Source organism: Frankia sp. CeD, from assembly GCF_000732115.1.
Lineage (GTDB): Bacteria > Actinomycetota > Actinomycetes > Frankiales > Frankiaceae > Frankia > Frankia casuarinae.
Map to the genome: position 1 here is coordinate 19,447 of NZ_JPGU01000029.1, position 15,891 is coordinate 35,337.

Annotated in this window: 12 protein-coding genes and 1 riboswitch; all 12 genes read left to right on the plus strand. The window is 72.7% G+C overall.

The features are described from left to right. The first annotated feature begins 3 nt into the window (after positions 1 to 3). The 12 genes from carA to rpe all read left to right on the plus strand — a co-directional run bounded on the left by carA (position 4) and on the right by rpe (position 15,685). Entirely contained in the window at positions 4 to 1,224 is a 1,221-nt protein-coding gene (gene carA, locus CED_RS15070; protein WP_200875416.1) for a glutamine-hydrolyzing carbamoyl-phosphate synthase small subunit, read from the plus strand. Further along, complete coding sequence (gene carB / locus CED_RS15075) at positions 1,211 to 4,618, plus strand: carbamoyl-phosphate synthase large subunit (protein ID WP_035911619.1); 3,408 nt, start codon at positions 1,211 to 1,213, stop codon at positions 4,616 to 4,618. Before carA ends, carB begins: the two co-directional genes overlap by 14 nt. Further along, on the plus strand, positions 4,615 to 5,439 hold the full coding sequence (pyrF, locus tag CED_RS15080) for an orotidine-5'-phosphate decarboxylase (protein WP_035733391.1): 825 nt from the start codon (positions 4,615 to 4,617) through the stop codon (positions 5,437 to 5,439). The genes carB and pyrF overlap by 4 nt, the downstream gene beginning before the upstream one ends. A 227-nt stretch (positions 5,440 to 5,666) precedes the next feature. Further along, the gene (gene mihF, locus CED_RS15085) at positions 5,667 to 5,984 is read left to right on the plus strand and encodes an integration host factor, actinobacterial type (RefSeq protein WP_011437581.1); all 318 of its coding nucleotides are present in this window, start codon (positions 5,667 to 5,669) and stop codon (positions 5,982 to 5,984) included. Between the two features lie 250 nt (positions 5,985 to 6,234). After that, positions 6,235 to 6,780, plus strand: coding sequence for a guanylate kinase (gene gmk, locus CED_RS15090; protein ID WP_035733409.1), 546 nt, complete (start codon positions 6,235 to 6,237; stop codon positions 6,778 to 6,780). Between the two features lie 155 nt (positions 6,781 to 6,935). Continuing rightward, on the plus strand, positions 6,936 to 7,220 hold the full coding sequence (gene rpoZ / locus CED_RS15095; protein WP_035911673.1) for a DNA-directed RNA polymerase subunit omega: 285 nt from the start codon (positions 6,936 to 6,938) through the stop codon (positions 7,218 to 7,220). A gap of 18 nt (positions 7,221 to 7,238) precedes the next feature. Beyond that, complete coding sequence (gene coaBC, locus CED_RS15100) at positions 7,239 to 8,549, plus strand: bifunctional phosphopantothenoylcysteine decarboxylase/phosphopantothenate--cysteine ligase CoaBC (protein ID WP_152569765.1); 1,311 nt, start codon at positions 7,239 to 7,241, stop codon at positions 8,547 to 8,549. 41 nt (positions 8,550 to 8,590) lie between these two features. Beyond that, complete coding sequence (metK, locus tag CED_RS15105) at positions 8,591 to 9,787, plus strand: methionine adenosyltransferase (RefSeq protein WP_035911622.1); 1,197 nt, start codon at positions 8,591 to 8,593, stop codon at positions 9,785 to 9,787. Positions 9,788 to 9,915: 128 nt separating this feature from the next. Further along, positions 9,916 to 12,162 carry a primosomal protein N' gene (locus CED_RS15110; protein WP_035911626.1) on the plus strand — a complete coding sequence of 749 codons (2,247 nt, stop codon included), beginning with the start codon at positions 9,916 to 9,918 and terminating at the stop codon, positions 12,160 to 12,162. A gap of 293 nt (positions 12,163 to 12,455) precedes the next feature. Further along, the gene (fmt, locus tag CED_RS15115) at positions 12,456 to 13,469 is read left to right on the plus strand and encodes a methionyl-tRNA formyltransferase (protein ID WP_035911627.1); all 1,014 of its coding nucleotides are present in this window, start codon (positions 12,456 to 12,458) and stop codon (positions 13,467 to 13,469) included. Then, positions 13,466 to 14,941, plus strand: a complete 1,476-nt coding sequence (locus tag CED_RS15120; RefSeq protein WP_035911629.1) for an RsmB/NOP family class I SAM-dependent RNA methyltransferase — start codon at positions 13,466 to 13,468, stop codon at positions 14,939 to 14,941. The genes fmt and CED_RS15120 overlap by 4 nt, the downstream gene beginning before the upstream one ends. 33 nt (positions 14,942 to 14,974) lie before the next feature. Continuing rightward, complete coding sequence (rpe, locus tag CED_RS15125; RefSeq protein WP_011437573.1) at positions 14,975 to 15,685, plus strand: ribulose-phosphate 3-epimerase; 711 nt, start codon at positions 14,975 to 14,977, stop codon at positions 15,683 to 15,685. A gap of 69 nt (positions 15,686 to 15,754) precedes the next feature. Then, positions 15,755 to 15,884, plus strand: a riboswitch (FMN riboswitch). Positions 15,885 to 15,891: the final 7 nt, after the last annotated feature.

Below are 15,891 nucleotides of genomic sequence, written 5' to 3' on the forward strand. Positions count from 1 at the left end.
CTGATGCTGGAGGACGGTCGCAGCTTCGTCGGCGAGGCGTACGGGGCGATCGGCGAGACCTTCGGCGAGGCCGTGTTCTCCACCGGGATGACCGGCTACCAGGAGACGCTGAGCGATCCGTCGTTCCACGGCCAAGTCGTCATCATGACCGCCCCGCACATCGGCAACACCGGCGTCAACGACGAGGACTACGAGTCCGAGCGGATCCAGGTCGCCGGGTTCGTCGTGCGTGACCCCGCCCGGCGGGCCTCCAACTGGCGCGCCCGGGGCACGCTCGACGACGAGCTGGCCGCGGCCGGTGTGGTGGGGATCAGCGGGATCGACACCCGGGCGCTGACCCGTCACCTGCGTGAGCTCGGCTCGATGCGGTGCGGGATCAGCAGCGTGCTCGACGCCGACGCCGACGCCGACGGTGGCCCGGTCGGCCCGGGCCCGGGTTCCGGCGCGGACGGCGAGCGGGCGGCGGCGCTCGACGCCCTGCTCGACCGGGTCCGCGCCTCCCCGGAGATGCTCGGCGCGGATCTCGCGCCCCGGGTCTCCACCCCTACCCCCTATGTGGTGGAGGCGGTGGCGGGCGCCGCGCTGTTCAAGGTCGCCGCGCTCGATCTCGGCATCAAGCGCGCGACGCCGGCCGCCATGGCCGCGCTGGGCTGCGAGGTGCATGTGCTGCCGGCCCGCACCACCGGCGAACAGCTGCTGGCGCTGGAACCGGACGGGGTGTTCCTGTCGAACGGTCCCGGCGATCCGGCGGCGGCGGACTATGCGGTTGACGCGCTGCGGACGGTGCTGCGGGCCGGTGTCCCGGTGTTCGGGATCTGTTTCGGGCACCAGCTGCTGGCCCGCGCTCTTGGCTTCGAGACGTACAAGCTCACCTACGGCCACCGCGGCGTGAACCAGCCGGTCGGGGATATGGCGACCGGGCGGATCGCGGTCACCAGCCAGAACCACGGCTTCGCCGTGCGGGCGCCGCTCACCGGGGTGACCGACACCCCGTTCGGCCGGGTGGTGGTCAGCCACCGCGGCCTCAACGACAACGTCGTCGAGGGATTGGAGTGTCTGGACGTGCCGGCCTTCAGCGTGCAGTTCCATCCGGAGGCCGCGCCGGGGCCGCATGATGCCTCCCCGTTGTTCGAGCGGTTCCGCGCTTTGATGNCGGACACCCGGGAGGGTGGCCGGGAGCGGAGTGAGCGATCTGTGCGGGAGGCCGGTCATGCCGAAGCATGAGGATCTGAGCAGCGTCCTGGTCCTCGGCTCCGGGCCGATCGTGATCGGCCAGGCGTGCGAGTTCGACTACTCGGGTACCCAGGCCTGCCGGGTGCTGCGCGCGGAGGGCCTGCGGGTCATCCTGGTCAACAGCAACCCGGCGACAATCATGACCGATCCGGAGATCGCGGACGCGACCTACGTCGAGCCGATCACCTCGGACATCGTCGCGAAGATCATCGAACGGGAGCGGCCCGACGCGATCCTGGCCACCATGGGTGGCCAGACCGCGCTGAACACCGCCGTCGCCCTGCACGACGCCGGTGTCCTGGACCGCTTCGAGGTCCGTCTGATCGGCGCGAATATCGACGCGATCCGCGCCGGGGAGGACCGTCAGGCGTTCAAGGACATCGTCGCCGCGGTCGGCGGCGAGACCGCGCGCAGCGCCATCTGCCACACCGTCGCCGAGTGCCTGACCGCCGGGGAGGAGTTCTCCTACCCGGTGGTCGTGCGACCCAGCTTCACCCTCGGCGGCGCCGGCAGCGGCTTCGCCCATGATTCCGGCGAGTTGCGCCGGATGGCGGCGGACGGACTGGCCGCGAGCCCGTCGACCGAGGTGCTGGTGGAGGAGTCGGTCCTCGGCTGGAAGGAGTACGAGCTCGAGCTGATGCGCGACCGCGCGGACAACGTGGTCGTGGTCTGCTCGATCGAGAACGTCGACCCGATGGGGGTGCACACCGGCGACTCGATCACGGTGGCGCCGGCGATGACCCTGACCGACCGCGAGTACCAGCGCATGCGGGACATGGCGATCGCGGTGATGCGGGCCGTCGGCGTCGACGCCGGCGGCTGCAACATCCAGTTCGCCGTCGACCCTGCGACGGGCCGGCAGGTGGTCATCGAGATGAACCCCCGGGTGTCGCGGTCCTCGGCGCTGGCGTCGAAGGCGACCGGCTTCCCGATCGCGAAGATCTCGGCGAAGCTCGCGCTCGGATACACCCTTGACGAGATCCCCAACGACATCACCCGCACCACGCCCGCGGCCTTCGAGCCGGCGCTGGACTACGTCGTGGTGAAGGTGCCGCGGTTCGCGTTCGAGNAGTTCCCCGGTGCCGACCCGACGCTCACGACGACGATGAAGTCCGTCGGCGAGGCGATGGGGGTTGGCCGCAGCTTCGCCGAGGCGCTGCAGAAGGCGCTGCGCTCGATGGAGGCCCCGGGCTCGGTGTTCTCCTTCGTCCCGCCCGAGGCGGACGCCGCCGACCTGCTGGAAGCCGCGCGGGTTCCCCACGACGGCCGGTTGCGTACCGTCCAGCAGGCGCTGCTTGCCGGCGCGGATCCCGACGAGGTCACCCGGGTCACCGGGATCGACCCGTGGTTCGTCGACCAGCTCGTCTTCCTCAACGAGACCGCGGCGATGATCAGCCGCAATCCGGCGGGCATCCGGCGGGCCAAGCGAGCCGGGTTCTCCGACGTCCAGCTCGCCGAGATCCTCGGCACCTCCGAGGACGTGGTCCGGGCGTTCCGCCACCGCACCGGCATCCGGCCGGTGTTCAAGACCGTCGACACCTGCGCGGCGGAGTTCGCCTCCGAGACCCCGTACCACTACTCCGCCTACGACGCCGAGACCGAGGTCGCGCCGAGCAAACGGCCGCGGGTGATCGTGCTCGGCAGCGGGCCCAACCGCATCGGCCAGGGCATCGAGTTCGACTACGCCTGTTGTCATGCGGTGATGGCGCTTTCCGACGCCGGCTATGAGACCGTCATGGTCAACTGCAACCCGGAGACGGTGTCCACCGATTACGACACCGCCGACCGGCTCTACGTCGAGCCGTTGACGGTCGAGGACGTGCTTGAGGTCGTCCACGCCGAGCAGCAGGCCGGGCCGCTCGCCGGGGTAATCGTCCAGCTCGGCGGGCAGACCCCCCTCGGCATCGCCGCGGCGCTCGCCGAGGCGGGCGTGCCCGTCGTGGGCACCCCGCCCAAGGCGATCCATCTGGCCGAGGACCGTGGGCTGTTCGGGCGTGTGCTGGCCCGGGCGGGCCTGCCCTCGCCGCCGCACGGGGTGGCGACCTCCTTCGCCGAGGCGCGCACGGTGGCCGAGCGGATCGGGTACCCGGTGCTGGTGCGGCCGTCCTACGTGCTCGGCGGGCGTGGCATGGAGATCGTCTACGACGACACGATGCTGCGCGACTACATCGATCGGGCCACCGCCATCTCCCCGGAACATCCGGTGCTCGTCGACCGGTTCCTCGACGACGCGGTGGAGATCGACGTTGACGCCCTCTACGACGGGGAGACGCTCTACCTCGCCGGGGTGATGGAGCACATCGAGGAGGCCGGGGTCCACTCGGGCGACTCGGCCTGCGCCCTGCCGCCGATCACGCTGGGCCGTTCGGAGCTCGACCGTATCCGGACGTCCACCGAGGCGATCGCGAAGGGCGTCGGGGTGCGGGGTCTGCTCAACGTCCAGTACGCCCTGCAGTCCGATGTGCTCTACGTCCTGGAGGCCAATCCCCGGGCGTCGCGGACCGTGCCGTTCGTCTCCAAGGCCACCACGGTGCCGCTGGCCAAGGCCGCCGCCCGGGTGATGCTCGGCGCGACCATCGACGAGCTGCGGGCCGAGGGCCTGCTGCCGCGCTCCGGCGACGGTGGCACCCTGCCGCTGGACTCGCACATCTCGGTCAAGGAGGCCGTGCTGCCCTTCGGGCGCTTCCGTGACGCCGGTGGCCGCGGCGTCGACACCGTCCTCGGGCCGGAGATGAAGTCGACCGGTGAGGTGATGGGCATCGACGACGGCTTCGGCACGGCGTACGCCAAGTCCCAGGCCGCCGCGTACGCCTCGCTGCCCACCTACGGCCGGGTGTTCGTCTCCGTGGCCAACCGGGACAAACGGGCGATGGTTTTTCCGATCAAGCGGCTCGCGGATCTCGGTTTCGTCGTCTACGCCACCGAGGGGACCGCGGACGTGTTGCGGCGCAACGGGGTCAAGGCGGTCGTCCTCGGCAAGCACTGGGCCCCCACCGAGGGGCTACTCGACTGTGTCGAGATGATCACATCCGGGCAGATCGACCTCGTCATCAACACCCCGTGGGGCGTCGGCCCGCGCCTGGACGGCTATGAGATCCGCACAGCCTGCGTGAGTGCCGGGGTTCCGTGCATCACCACGATCCAGGGTGCGGCGGCCTGCGTGCAGGGCGTGGAAGCGCTGGTACGGGGGGAGCTGGGGGTCCGATCGTTGCAGGAATACCACGCGGCGCTGCGGCAGGCGTGGGGCGGGGGACAACCGGGCGGCTCGCCGCCCGAATCCTCCGGCTCTGCGGCGTCTGAGTCCGCGGCGTCTGAGTCCGCGGCGTCTGAGTCCGCGGCGCCTGAGTCCGCCGTGTTCGGACCGGCGGCCAGGAGGAGCGGATGAGCGCCGGCCGGAGGAGCTCCGGCGGGAGGAGCGCGGCCGCGCCCCGCTTCACCCCGCCGCGGGGCCGGGCGCCGCTGGCGGTCGCGCTGGATGCCCCGGACGCCGCGACCGCGCTGCGCTGGGCCGCCGCGGTCGCCCCTACCGTGGCCGTGCTGAAGATCGGTCTGGAGCTGTTCTACCGGGAGGGCCCGGCAATCGTGACGGCGCTGCGCGCGGCCGGCGTGCTCGCCGGGGCTGGCGGCGCGGCGGTCGCCGCGGGCGGCACCGGGAGTGCCCCGGAGTTGTTCCTCGATCTCAAACTGCACGACATTCCCGCCACGGTCGCCGGGGGAATGCGCTCAATCACCCCGTTGGGCCCTCGTTTCGTGACCGTGCATGCGGCTGGGGGGGCGGCGATGATACGTGCGGCGATCGAGGCGGCCCCGGATGTCGAGGTAGCCGTCGTGACCGTACTCACCTCGCTGGATGTGGCGGCGCTCAGCGCGATCGGGCTCGCCGGACCCCCTTCCGACGCCGTCCGCAGGCTCGCCGTGCTTGCGGTCGAAGCCGGTGCGCGCACCCTGGTGTGCAGTCCGCGGGAGGTTCGAATGGTCCGTATGGAGCTTGGTAGCAATGTGACTCTCATCACTCCAGGCGTGCGACCGGCGGGGNCGGAAANCGGCGATCAGGCCCGAACCGCGACGCCGGAAGCTGCCCTTGTGGGGGGNTCTGACCTGGTCGTGGTGGGTCGCCCGATCACCGGTGCGCCCGACCCCGGGGTCGCCGCGAGGGCCATCGCCGCAGGTCTCAGCGCTGCCGGCAGGGCTGCTGACCTGCTGTGACGCCGATGGGACCAGGGTGTGTTCGTCCTGGTGCGGTACGAAGCGGTACGGTGGGGCCGCCGTAGACCGAAAGGGTGCGGCACGAGTGGGCCACCCCTTTCGTCCGTCAAAGCCTTCTCTTGTGCTGACAATATGTTCGCATCAGAGTGTTATGGCCAAGGCTGGACTGAGGAGTCCCTTCCTCGCTAGTTTGCGCGGCGCGATCACCGAATTGAGGAGGCGTACCCGTGCCCCTGCCGCCCCTAACGCCCGAGCAGAGGGCCGCCGCCCTCGAGAAAGCAGCGTTGGCTCGTAAGCAGCGTGCGGAACTCAAGGAGCGGTTGAAGAAGGCGGAGACCACGCTGGCCGCCGTCCTGGAACAGGCCGAGGCTGATGAGGTCGTCGGCAAGATGAAGGTTTCGGCTGTTCTTGAGTCGCTTCCCGGAGTGGGGCGCGTACGCGCCCAGAAGATCCGGGAACGGCTCGGGATCAGTCCGACCCGCCGACTGCGAGGACTCGGCGCCAAGCAGCGTGCCGCACTCCTCGAGGAGTTCGGCATGGCCTGATCCGGTGGAGTGGGAAAACCACTCCGCCAGCCCGGATCATGGTTACGGCGGGTAGCGGCGTTGACGGGAGGGTGGCGTCACTCACATTCTTCCGGCGATGTTGCCCTTCCTTCCGGTCGGATCGGGGGGCGGCATTTCTTTAACCTCCCCCGATCCGGCCGTCCCCGGGAAACCAGTCCCGTCCTCGTGTCCTCTGGGGACTGATGACCGGGTGCGCGCCGACTGACTGAGAGGTCCTATCGTGGTGCCCATGGGTCTTACAGTGCTGTCCGGGCCGTCCGGAGTCGGGAAGGACACCGTCGTCGCGGCAGTCCGGGAACGTCACCCCGAGGTCTGGGTCTCGGTCAGCGCCACCACGCGGCCACCGCGTCCGGGTGAGACTGACGGTGTCGAGTACCACTTCGTCGACGCCGAGGAGTTCGCCCGGATGGTCAAGGCCGGGGAGTTCGTCGAGCACGCGATGTTTGCCGGACACGCCTACGGCACCCCCCGCCGTCCGCTTCTCGAAAGGCTCGCCGCGGGTGTGCCCTGCCTGCTGGAGATCGAGCTGCTGGGCGCCCGGCAGGTGCGCTCGGCGATGCCACAGGCCCGTTTCGTCTTCCTCGCCCCGCCCACCTTCGACGAGCTCGTCCGTCGGCTGACCGGTCGGGGGACCGAGTCACCCGAGGTCATCGCCCGCAGGCTGGACCGGGCGCGCATCGAACTCGCGGCCGAGACGGAGTTCGACGACGTGATCGTGAACGACGACGTGCGGTCCGCGGCAGCCCGCTTGGTAGCATTGATGATCGGCTCGTAGGTCCGGCCCACCGGTCGCCCGCGCAGCCGGCATCTCCGTACAGCCCACATGCCGTACAGCCTCCTCCGCGCAGCCCGCCCTGCCCCCGCGTAGCCTGCGCTCCGCACTGTCCGGACGGCGCAGCCGCCTTGGACGTCCCATTCCGGAAGGACATCGTGGCCGGTACCGCCGCCCATCCCGAAGGCATCACCAACCCCCCCATCGACGAGCTCCTCGAGGCGACCGACTCGAAGTACAGCCTGGTCATCTACGCGGCGAAGCGAGCTCGTCAGATCAACGCCTACTACTCGCAGCTCGGCGAGGGTCTGCTGGAGTACGTCGGCCCGCTGGTCGAGACGACCAACGCGCAGGAGAAGCCGCTGTCGATCGCGTTGCGTGAGATCAACGCCGGCCTGCTCNCCCACGAGNCCGTCGCCGACAGCCTCCCGCCGGTCTCCTGATGTAGGACGATGACCGAGATGCCCGATGCGGAGCGCTCCGGCACCGGGTTGTCCGACCCTCGGCGTCCCCGGGTCGTGCTCGGTGTGGCGGGCGGCATCGCCGCCTACAAGGCGGTGGAGGTGCTCCGCCGGTTCACCGAGTCCGGCCACGAGGTCCGGGTGGTGCCCACGCCGTCGGCGCTGCGGTTCGTCGGCGCGACGACTTGGGCTGCGCTGTCGGGAAACCCGGTCACCACGGACGTGTGGGACGATGCGGACGAGGTCGCCCATGTCCGGATCGGCCGCGAGGCCGACCTCGTCCTCGTCGCGCCAGCCACCGCGGACCTGATGGCCCGCGCGGCCGCCGGGCGCGCCGACGACCTGCTCACCGGCACCCTGCTGACGGCGACCTGCCCGGTCGTCTACGCGCCGGCGATGCACACCGAGATGTGGCAGCACCCGGCCACCCGGGCGAACGTGGCGACCCTGCGGGCGCGGGGAGCGGTGGTGGTTGAGCCGGCGGTGGGCCGGCTGACCGGCGCCGACTCGGGTCCGGGTCGCCTGCCAGAGCCAGCGGAGATCGCCGCGCTCGGCATGGCGGTGCTGGCCCGGGGNGCGGCCGGGGNGCGGCCCGATCTTGCCGGCCGGCATGTCCTGGTCACGGCCGGNGGCACCCGGGAGTACCTCGACCCCGTCCGGTTCCTCGGCAACGCCTCGAGCGGCCGTCAGGGGTACGCCGTGGCCAGGGCTGCCGTGGTGCGGGGAGCCTCCGTCACGGTGGTGGCGGCGAACGTCGCGCTGCCCGAGGTCGCCGGCGCCCGCACGATCCCGGTCACCTCCGCGGCGCAGCTGCGCGATCGGGTCCACGAGGTCGCGCCCTCGGCGGACGTGGTCGTCATGGCGGCCGCGGTCGCTGACTTCCGCCCCGGGGCGCCGCAGGCCTACAAGATCAAGAAGGAGTCCGCGGCCCCGGGCTCCATCCCGCTCGTGGCGAATCCCGACGTGTTGGCCGAGCTGCTGGCGAACCGCCGGCCCCGTCAGGTCCTCGTCGGTTTCGCGGCCGAGACCGGCGGTCCCGGCGGNGGGGNACTCGACCACNCCCNGGCCAAACTGGCGCGCAAGCCGGTCGACCTGCTCGTGGTCAACGAGGTCGGCGCCGGCCTCGGATTCGAGGTGGAACACAACGCCGCCGTGGTACTGGACCCCCGCGGTGGCGAGACGGCGATCGAGCACACGAGCAAGGACCTCCTCGCGCATCGGATCCTCGACCTCGTGGTCGGCCTCACGGCCGATCGGACCGATGGAACGCCCGCGGAGGCGCTACGTGTACCCCTCGCGGCACCTCGGTAAGCTTCGTCGGAATCAGCCGGATCACCCAGGGGGTTAGTCCAGTGGCGACGCGCCTGTTCACGNCCGAGTCCGTCACCGAGGGGCATCCGGACAAGATCGCCGATCAGATCAGCGACTCGATTCTCGATGCCATGATCAAGGATGACCCGAAGAGCCGGGTCGCCGTGGAGACGCTCATCACGACGGGTCAGGTCCACGTCGCCGGCGAGGTCACCACGAAGACCTACGTCGACATCGCCTCCGTCGTCCGCGAGCGCATCCTGGAGATCGGTTACGACTCCTCCAAGAAGGGCTTCGACGGCGCGTCCTGCGGCGTCAGCGTGTCGATCGGCGCGCAGTCCCCGGACATCGCCCAGGGCGTCGACACGGCGCACGAGACTCGCGTCGAGGGTTCCGCCGACGACGAGTTCGACCGGCAGGGCGCCGGCGACCAGGGCCTGATGTTCGGGTTCGCCTGCGACGAGACCCCCGAGCTCATGCCGCTGCCGATCGCGCTGGCGCACCGCCTCGCCAGGCGGCTGTCCGCGGTCCGCAAGGAGGGCCAGATCGGCTACCTGCGCCCGGACGGCAAGACCCAGGTGACCATCGAGTACGTCGACGGGAAACCGGCCCGGCTCGACACGGTCGTCGTCTCCTCGCAGCACGCCGCCGACATCGACCTGGACACCCTGCTCGCGCCGGACATCGCCGAGTACGTCGTCGAGCCGGAGCTGGCCCTGCTCGAGATCGCCACCGAGGGTCGCCGGCTGCTGGTCAACCCGACCGGCCGGTTCGAGATCGGCGGCCCGATGGGTGACGCCGGCCTGACCGGCCGTAAGATCATCGTCGACACCTACGGCGGTTACGCCCGCCACGGCGGTGGTGCCTTCTCCGGCAAGGACCCATCCAAGGTCGACCGCTCCGCCGCGTACGCGATGCGCTGGGTCGCCAAGAACGTCGTCGCCGCGGGTCTCGCCAGCCGCTGCGAGGTCCAGGTGGCGTACGCGATCGGCAAGGCGCAGCCGGTCGGCCTGTTCGTGGAGACCTTCGGCACCGGAACCGTCCCGGACATCCAGATCCAGGACGCGGTGACGAGCGTGTTCGACCTCCGTCCCGCCGCGATCATCCGGGATCTGGACCTGCTGCGGCCGGTCTACGCCCAGACGGCCGCCTACGGCCACTTCGGTCGCCCCGAGCTCGATTTCACCTGGGAGTCCACCGCACGCGCCGAGGCTCTCCAGCGCGCCGTCAAGGGCTGACCCGACGCTCCTCCCTCGGCCCCCGTGGGATCNCCCCGGCCCCNCCCGGGGCCCCTGTCCCGCCGGTCGCTGTTCCGGCGAGGGAACGGGGATGGAGGATGTCGTAGGCGGCTGGTACGAATGCCGTCATGACCGAGCACCCCGGCACCCTCCCCGGCCTCAGCCCGTCAGAGGTCGGCCGGGCAGAGGTCGGCCGGGCAGAGGTCGGCCGGGCAGAGGTCGGCCGGGCAGCGGCCGGGCCGGGGGGTGCCCGGTCGGGGGTTTCGCGCTCCGCGGGTTCCGGTTCGCCGCGGCCGCTCGCCGCGCGGCTGCCGGTGGCGCGGGTTGCCGTCGACACTGCGCTCGCCCATCTCGACCGTCCCTTCGACTACCTCGTGCCGGCGGACCTGGCTGACCTGGCGGTGCCGGGATCCCGGGTCCGGGTCCGGTTCGCGGGCCGGCTGGTCGACGGGTTCGTGCTGGAGCGTCGCGAGAGTTCCGACCATTCCGGTCAGCTCGCGCCGCTGGCCCGGTCGATCTCGCCGGAGCCTGTGCTGTCCGAGCCCGTCGCGAAACTCGCCCGCGCGGTTGCCGATCGTTACGCCGGCACGCTGGCCGACGTCCTCCGGCTCGCCGTGCCTCCCCGCCACGGCCGGGCGGAGGCCGCCTCACCGAGGCCCGAGGTCGTTTCGCCGGGGCCTGCGGCTGTCTCACCGGGGCTTGAGGCCGTGCCGCCGGAACCCGGCGAGTGGGGCCGCTATCCCACGGGGCCGTCGCTGCTCACCGCCCTGGCGGCGGGCAGGTCACCAAGGGCGGTCTGGTGGGCCCCGCCCGGCCCCGCCTGGCCGGAGATGATCGCCGCCGCGGCCGCCGCCACGGCGGTGTCCGGTCGCGGCGTACTCGTCGTCGTACCCGATCATCGTGATGTCGACCGGGTCGAGGCGGCGATGGTCGCCGCGGTCGGTCGGGAGACCACCGTCGCACTGCGGGCCGATCTCGGCCCGGCCCGGCGATATCGCGCGTTCCTCGCGGTCAGCCGCGGACAGGCGCGGGCGGTGGTGGGTACCCGCGCGGCGATGTTCGCGCCCGTGGCCGAGCTTGGCCTGGTGGTGGTGTGGGATGACGGTGACGACCTGCATGCCGAGCCGTTGGCCCCGTACCCGCACGCCCGAGACGTCGCCGTCCTGCGCTCCCGGCTCCAGGGGTGCGCGCTCGTGATCGGCGGGTTCTGCCCGTCGACGGATGCCGAGGCGCTGGTGCGCACGGGGNGGGCGCACCCGGTGGTGCCGCCCCGGGAGCAGGTGCGCGCGCTGGCTCCCCGGGTCGAGGCCACCGGCTCCGACCTCGAACACGCCCGTGACCCCGCCGCCCGGGCGGCGAGGCTGCCCTCCCTCGCGGTGCGGACCGCCCGGGATGCGCTGGCGGCCGGTCTGCCGGTACTGGTCCAGGTGCCGAGGAGGGGATACCAGCCGTCACTGGCCTGCGCGGACTGCCGACGGCCCGCCCGGTGCCCGCACTGTCAGGGGCCGCTGGGCCGGGCGGCGGGCGGCGGTGCGCTCTCCTGCCGGTGGTGCGGCCGTCCGGTCGCCGCGGCGGTCTGGCACTGCCCGTCCTGTTCGGGCCCGCGGCTGCGCGCCTCGGTAACGGGAGATCGTCGCACGGCGGAGGAACTGGGGCGGGCCTTTCCGGGCGTTCCGGTCCGCACCTCCGGCCGGGGCGGGGTGCTCGCCACCGTGCCCGCAGAACCGGCCCTTGTCATCTCGACCCCGGGGGCGGAGCCCGTGGCGGACGGCGGCTACGGGGCGGTGCTGCTCCTCGACGGCTGGGCTCTGCTGGGCCGTCCCGACCTGCGCGCGGGGGAGGAGNCTCTGCGCNGGTGGNCCGCCGCCGCCGCGCTCGCCCGGCCCGCCGCTCGCGGGGGGCGGGTCATCGTCGCGGCCGATGCCGGACTAGGGCCGGTCCAGGCGCTCGTCCGTTGGGATCCCGGCACGTTCGTTGCCCGGGAAGCCGACGAGCGGGCGGAGCTGGGGTTCCCGCCGGCGACCCGGATGGCGTCCGTAGCGGGCACCGCCGCGGCGGTCGCGGAGCTGCTGGCCGCCGTCGAGCTTCCCGACGGCGCCGATGTGCTCGGGCCGGTACCGCTGCCCCCCGCACCGTCCGCGCGGGCCGTTCCCGACGGCGCGAACCAGGGCGATTCGTCTGCCGTGGGTGCCGGGCGGCGCGGCCCCGACGGCGCCACCTCCGGCCCCGAGGAGATCGAACGGGTCCTGATCCGGGTCCGGCGCGAGCGCGGTGCGGCCCTCGCGGCCTCGCTGCGATCCGCTCGCGGCGTCCTCGCGACCCGGCGAACCACCGGCCGGTTACGGATCCAGCTCGATCCCCTGATCCTCGGGTAGCGCCGGCATGGTCTGGTTCGCACCGCATGGCGTGGCCCCGCATACCACGGCCCGGGTACGCGTCATGGATCATGATCTTCGGCCGCGGGCCCGGTCCGGACCGCGGCCGTCCGCCACCTCCGAGCGTCGGCGGGGTACGGTCGTCGGCGGCGACAGGCCTGTGGACGTCAGCCCATACTCCCCGGCCGGAGAACGGCGGGATGCTCCCGGCCCGGTCGGACACCTCGGATCGATGACCCCCGGAGACGGTCACGGCGTCGGCAATGACGTCGCGACGGATCGGTGCTTCGCGTATGCGTCTTGTTTTCGCCGGTACCCCGGCGGTGGCTCTGCCCAGCCTGCGGGCGTTGATCGACAGCCCGCGCCATGACGTGGTCGCGGTTGTCACCCGGCCCGATCGGCCCTCCGGGCGGGGGCGGAAGGTGAAGCCGCCCCCCGTCCACGTCCTGGCCGACGAGGCCGGCATCCCGGTGCTCAGCCCGGACCGGCCCCGGGACCCGGAGTTCCTGGCCACGCTCGCTGGCCTCGCGCCCGACTGCTGCCCGGTGGTGGCCTACGGCGCGTTGCTACCGCCCGCGGCGCTCGCCATTCCCCGCCACGGTTGGGTGAACCTGCACTTCTCCCTGCTGCCGGCCTACCGCGGGGCGGCTCCGGTGCAGCGCACCCTGCTCGCCGGGGACGACCTGACCGGCGCGAGCGTCTTCCAGATCGAACCGGCGATGGACTCCGGTCCGGTCTACGGTGTCCTCACCGAGCGGGTTCGGCCGACGGACACCTCCGGTGACCTGCTGGACCGGCTCGCCGAGGCCGGCGCCGGGCTGCTGGTCGCGGTGATGGACGGCATCGCCGACGGGACGGTGCGGCCCGTGGCCCAGCCCGCCGAGGGGATCTCCTTCGCGCCGAAGCTGACCGCCGAGGAGGCCCGGATCGACTGGACGAAGCCGGCGATCGCGGTGGATCGGCTGGCGAGGGCCGCCACTCCCGCGCCGGGAGCCTGGACGACGTTTCGCGNCCGGCGGCTCAAGATCGGTCCGGTGCGCCTCGGTGCGGTGTCCGGTCGGCCGGCCGGGCCGGTAGCGCTGCCCGCCGGGCTGCCGGCGGGGGGGCTGCCGGCGGGGCAGATCATGGTGCTCCCCGGCGGGGACGTGGCGGTCGGCACGGGCACGAGCCCAGTGCTCCTCGGTGAGGTGCGTCCCGAGGGGCGAGGCCCGATGGCGGCCGCGGCCTGGGCCCGCGGGGTCCGGATCGCCAAGGGGGAGACCCTCGGCGCGATCGGCGCGATGCCGGTCAGTGGAGGAACGTCGTGAGATCGGCCGGTNCGCCGGGCACCCGTGGGCCCCGGCCAGCGTCAAGCGTCGACCGGCCGCGGTTGCTGGCCTGGGAGGTGCTGCGGGCGGTGGACGAGCGCGGCTCCTACGCCAACCTGCTGCTGCCGTCCCTGTTGGCGGGCAGCGGGCTGTCCGCCCGGGACCGCGGGTTCGTCACGGAGCTCGCCTACGGCTCCCTGCGTGCGCAGGGCACCCTCGACGGGGTGCTCGACACGGCGACGAGTCGNCCCGTCCACACCATCGACCCGCCGGTGCGCGACGCGCTGCGCCTGGGCGCCTACCAGCTGCTGCGGACCAGGGTCCCGGCCCACGCGGCCGTGGCCAGCACCGTCGAGCTGGTCCGCACGACGAGTGGCGAGCGCCCGGTCCGCTTCGCGAACGCCGTGCTGCGTCGGGTGGCCGCCCGGGTGGCCGAGACCGGCGGCGATCTCGCCACGATGCTGTCCGCACCGCGGTTCGACGTCGACCCTGTCGGTCACCTGGCGGTCGTGACGACGCATCCCCGCTGGATCGTCGAGGTCGTCGCGGAGGCCCTGGCCGGCGACCTCACGGCGACCCGCGCCGCGCTGGAGGCAGACGACGTCCGACCCGCGGTACACCTGGTCGCCCGTCCGGGCCGGGTCGACCGTGACCGGCTGCTCGCCGAGGCCGCGCAGGCAGGTCTGACCGCCCGAGTCGGCCCCTACTCGCCGTATGCGGTACGCCTCGACGGCGGGGACCCGGCGGGGTTGCCCGCCGTGGCCGCGGGCGCGGCCGCCGTGCAGGACGAGGGCAGCCAGCTCGTCACCCTGGCCCTGGCCCGCGCGGCGACGGTGGGCCGTGACCTCGGGCTGACCGTCGACCTGTGCGCGGGCCCCGGCGGGAAGGCGGCCCTGCTCGCCGCGCTGCTCGGCGGCTCCGCCCCATCGGACGGGCCGGGTCTGCCGGACAGGCCGGGTCCACCGGACAGGCCGGCCCTGATCGCGGTCGAGCCCCGGGCGACCCGGGCGGCCATGGTGGCCCGGTCCCTGGGCGACGCGGCGCGGGCCTGGACGGTGCGCGCCGACGGCCGGGCGGTGCCGCTGCGGCCCGATGGAGCCGACCGGGTGCTGGTCGACGTCCCCTGCACCGGCCTCGGAGCACTGCGGCGCCGGCCGGAGGCCCGGTGGCGGCGGACCTCGGCCGATGTGGCCGCGCTCGTCCCGCTCCAGCGTGCGCTGCTCGTCGCCGCGCTCGACCTGGTCCGCCCGGGCGGGGTGGTGGCGTACGCGACCTGTTCCCCGCACCCGGCCGAGACCGTCGAGGTGGTGCGTGGCGTGGCCGGACAACGCGCCGACACCTCCATCCTCGATGCCCGCCTGACCCTGCCGGAGGTCGACCGGCTCGGTGACGGCCCGTTCGTCCAGCTCTGGCCGCATCTCCATGGCACGGATGCGATGTTCGTCGCCCTGCTGCGCCGGGTCGACAGCTGAGGCGTCGGACCCGGGAGCCGATACCCTCGCGAAATGGCCACCGCGCAGATCTACCCCAGCCTGCTCGCCGCCGACTTCGGCCGGATCGCCGACGCGGCCCTGGCGGTCGAGGGGCAGGCCGACTGGCTGCACGTCGACGTGATGGACTACCACTTCGTCCCGAACCTGGCGTTCGCGCCGGACACGGTGACGGCCCTGCGCGCGGTGACGGATACTCCGCTTGACTGCCATCTCATGATCGACGATCCCGACCGCTGGGCGGCCGGGTACGCCGAGCGCGGCGCGGCGAACGTCACCATTCACGCCGAGGCCGTGTCCGACCTGCCCCGCACCACCAGGGCGATCCGGGCGGCCGGGGCCCGCACCGGCCTCGCTGTGAAGCCGAACACCCCGGTCGAGCACTATCTCGACGACCTGCACCGGTTCGACCTGCTGCTGCTGATGACCATCGAGCCGGGTTTCGGCGGTCAGACGTTCATGACCGAGGTGTTGCCGAAGATCGAGGCCGCCCGGCGCCTGCTCGACGCCCGTGGGCTGGACCTGTGGCTGCAGATCGACGGCGGGGTCAACGCCGGGACGATCGAGCGGGCCGCGGTGGCGGGTGTGGACGTGTTCGTCGCCGGCACGGCCGTCTTCGGGGCGGCCGATCCGGGCCAGGCCGTCGAGCGGCTGCGTGAGCAGGCGCTGCGGGCGGCGCCCCGGCTGTCCCCGCCCGCGCCACGCTCGGCGGTCGGGCCGGCGTGACCGCGTCCGGTGGCTTCACCGGCGTCCGGCGGCTTCATATGCCAGACTTGAGGCAGTACAACCAGCAGCACGCGCGCTCCGGGGTCGGTGAAATTCCGAACCGGCGGTGACAGTCCGCGACCCGTCCGCAGGNACTGGGACGGCTGACCCGGTGGAATTCCGGGACCGACGGTGAAAGTCCGGATGGGAGGACGCGCGCGGGCCGA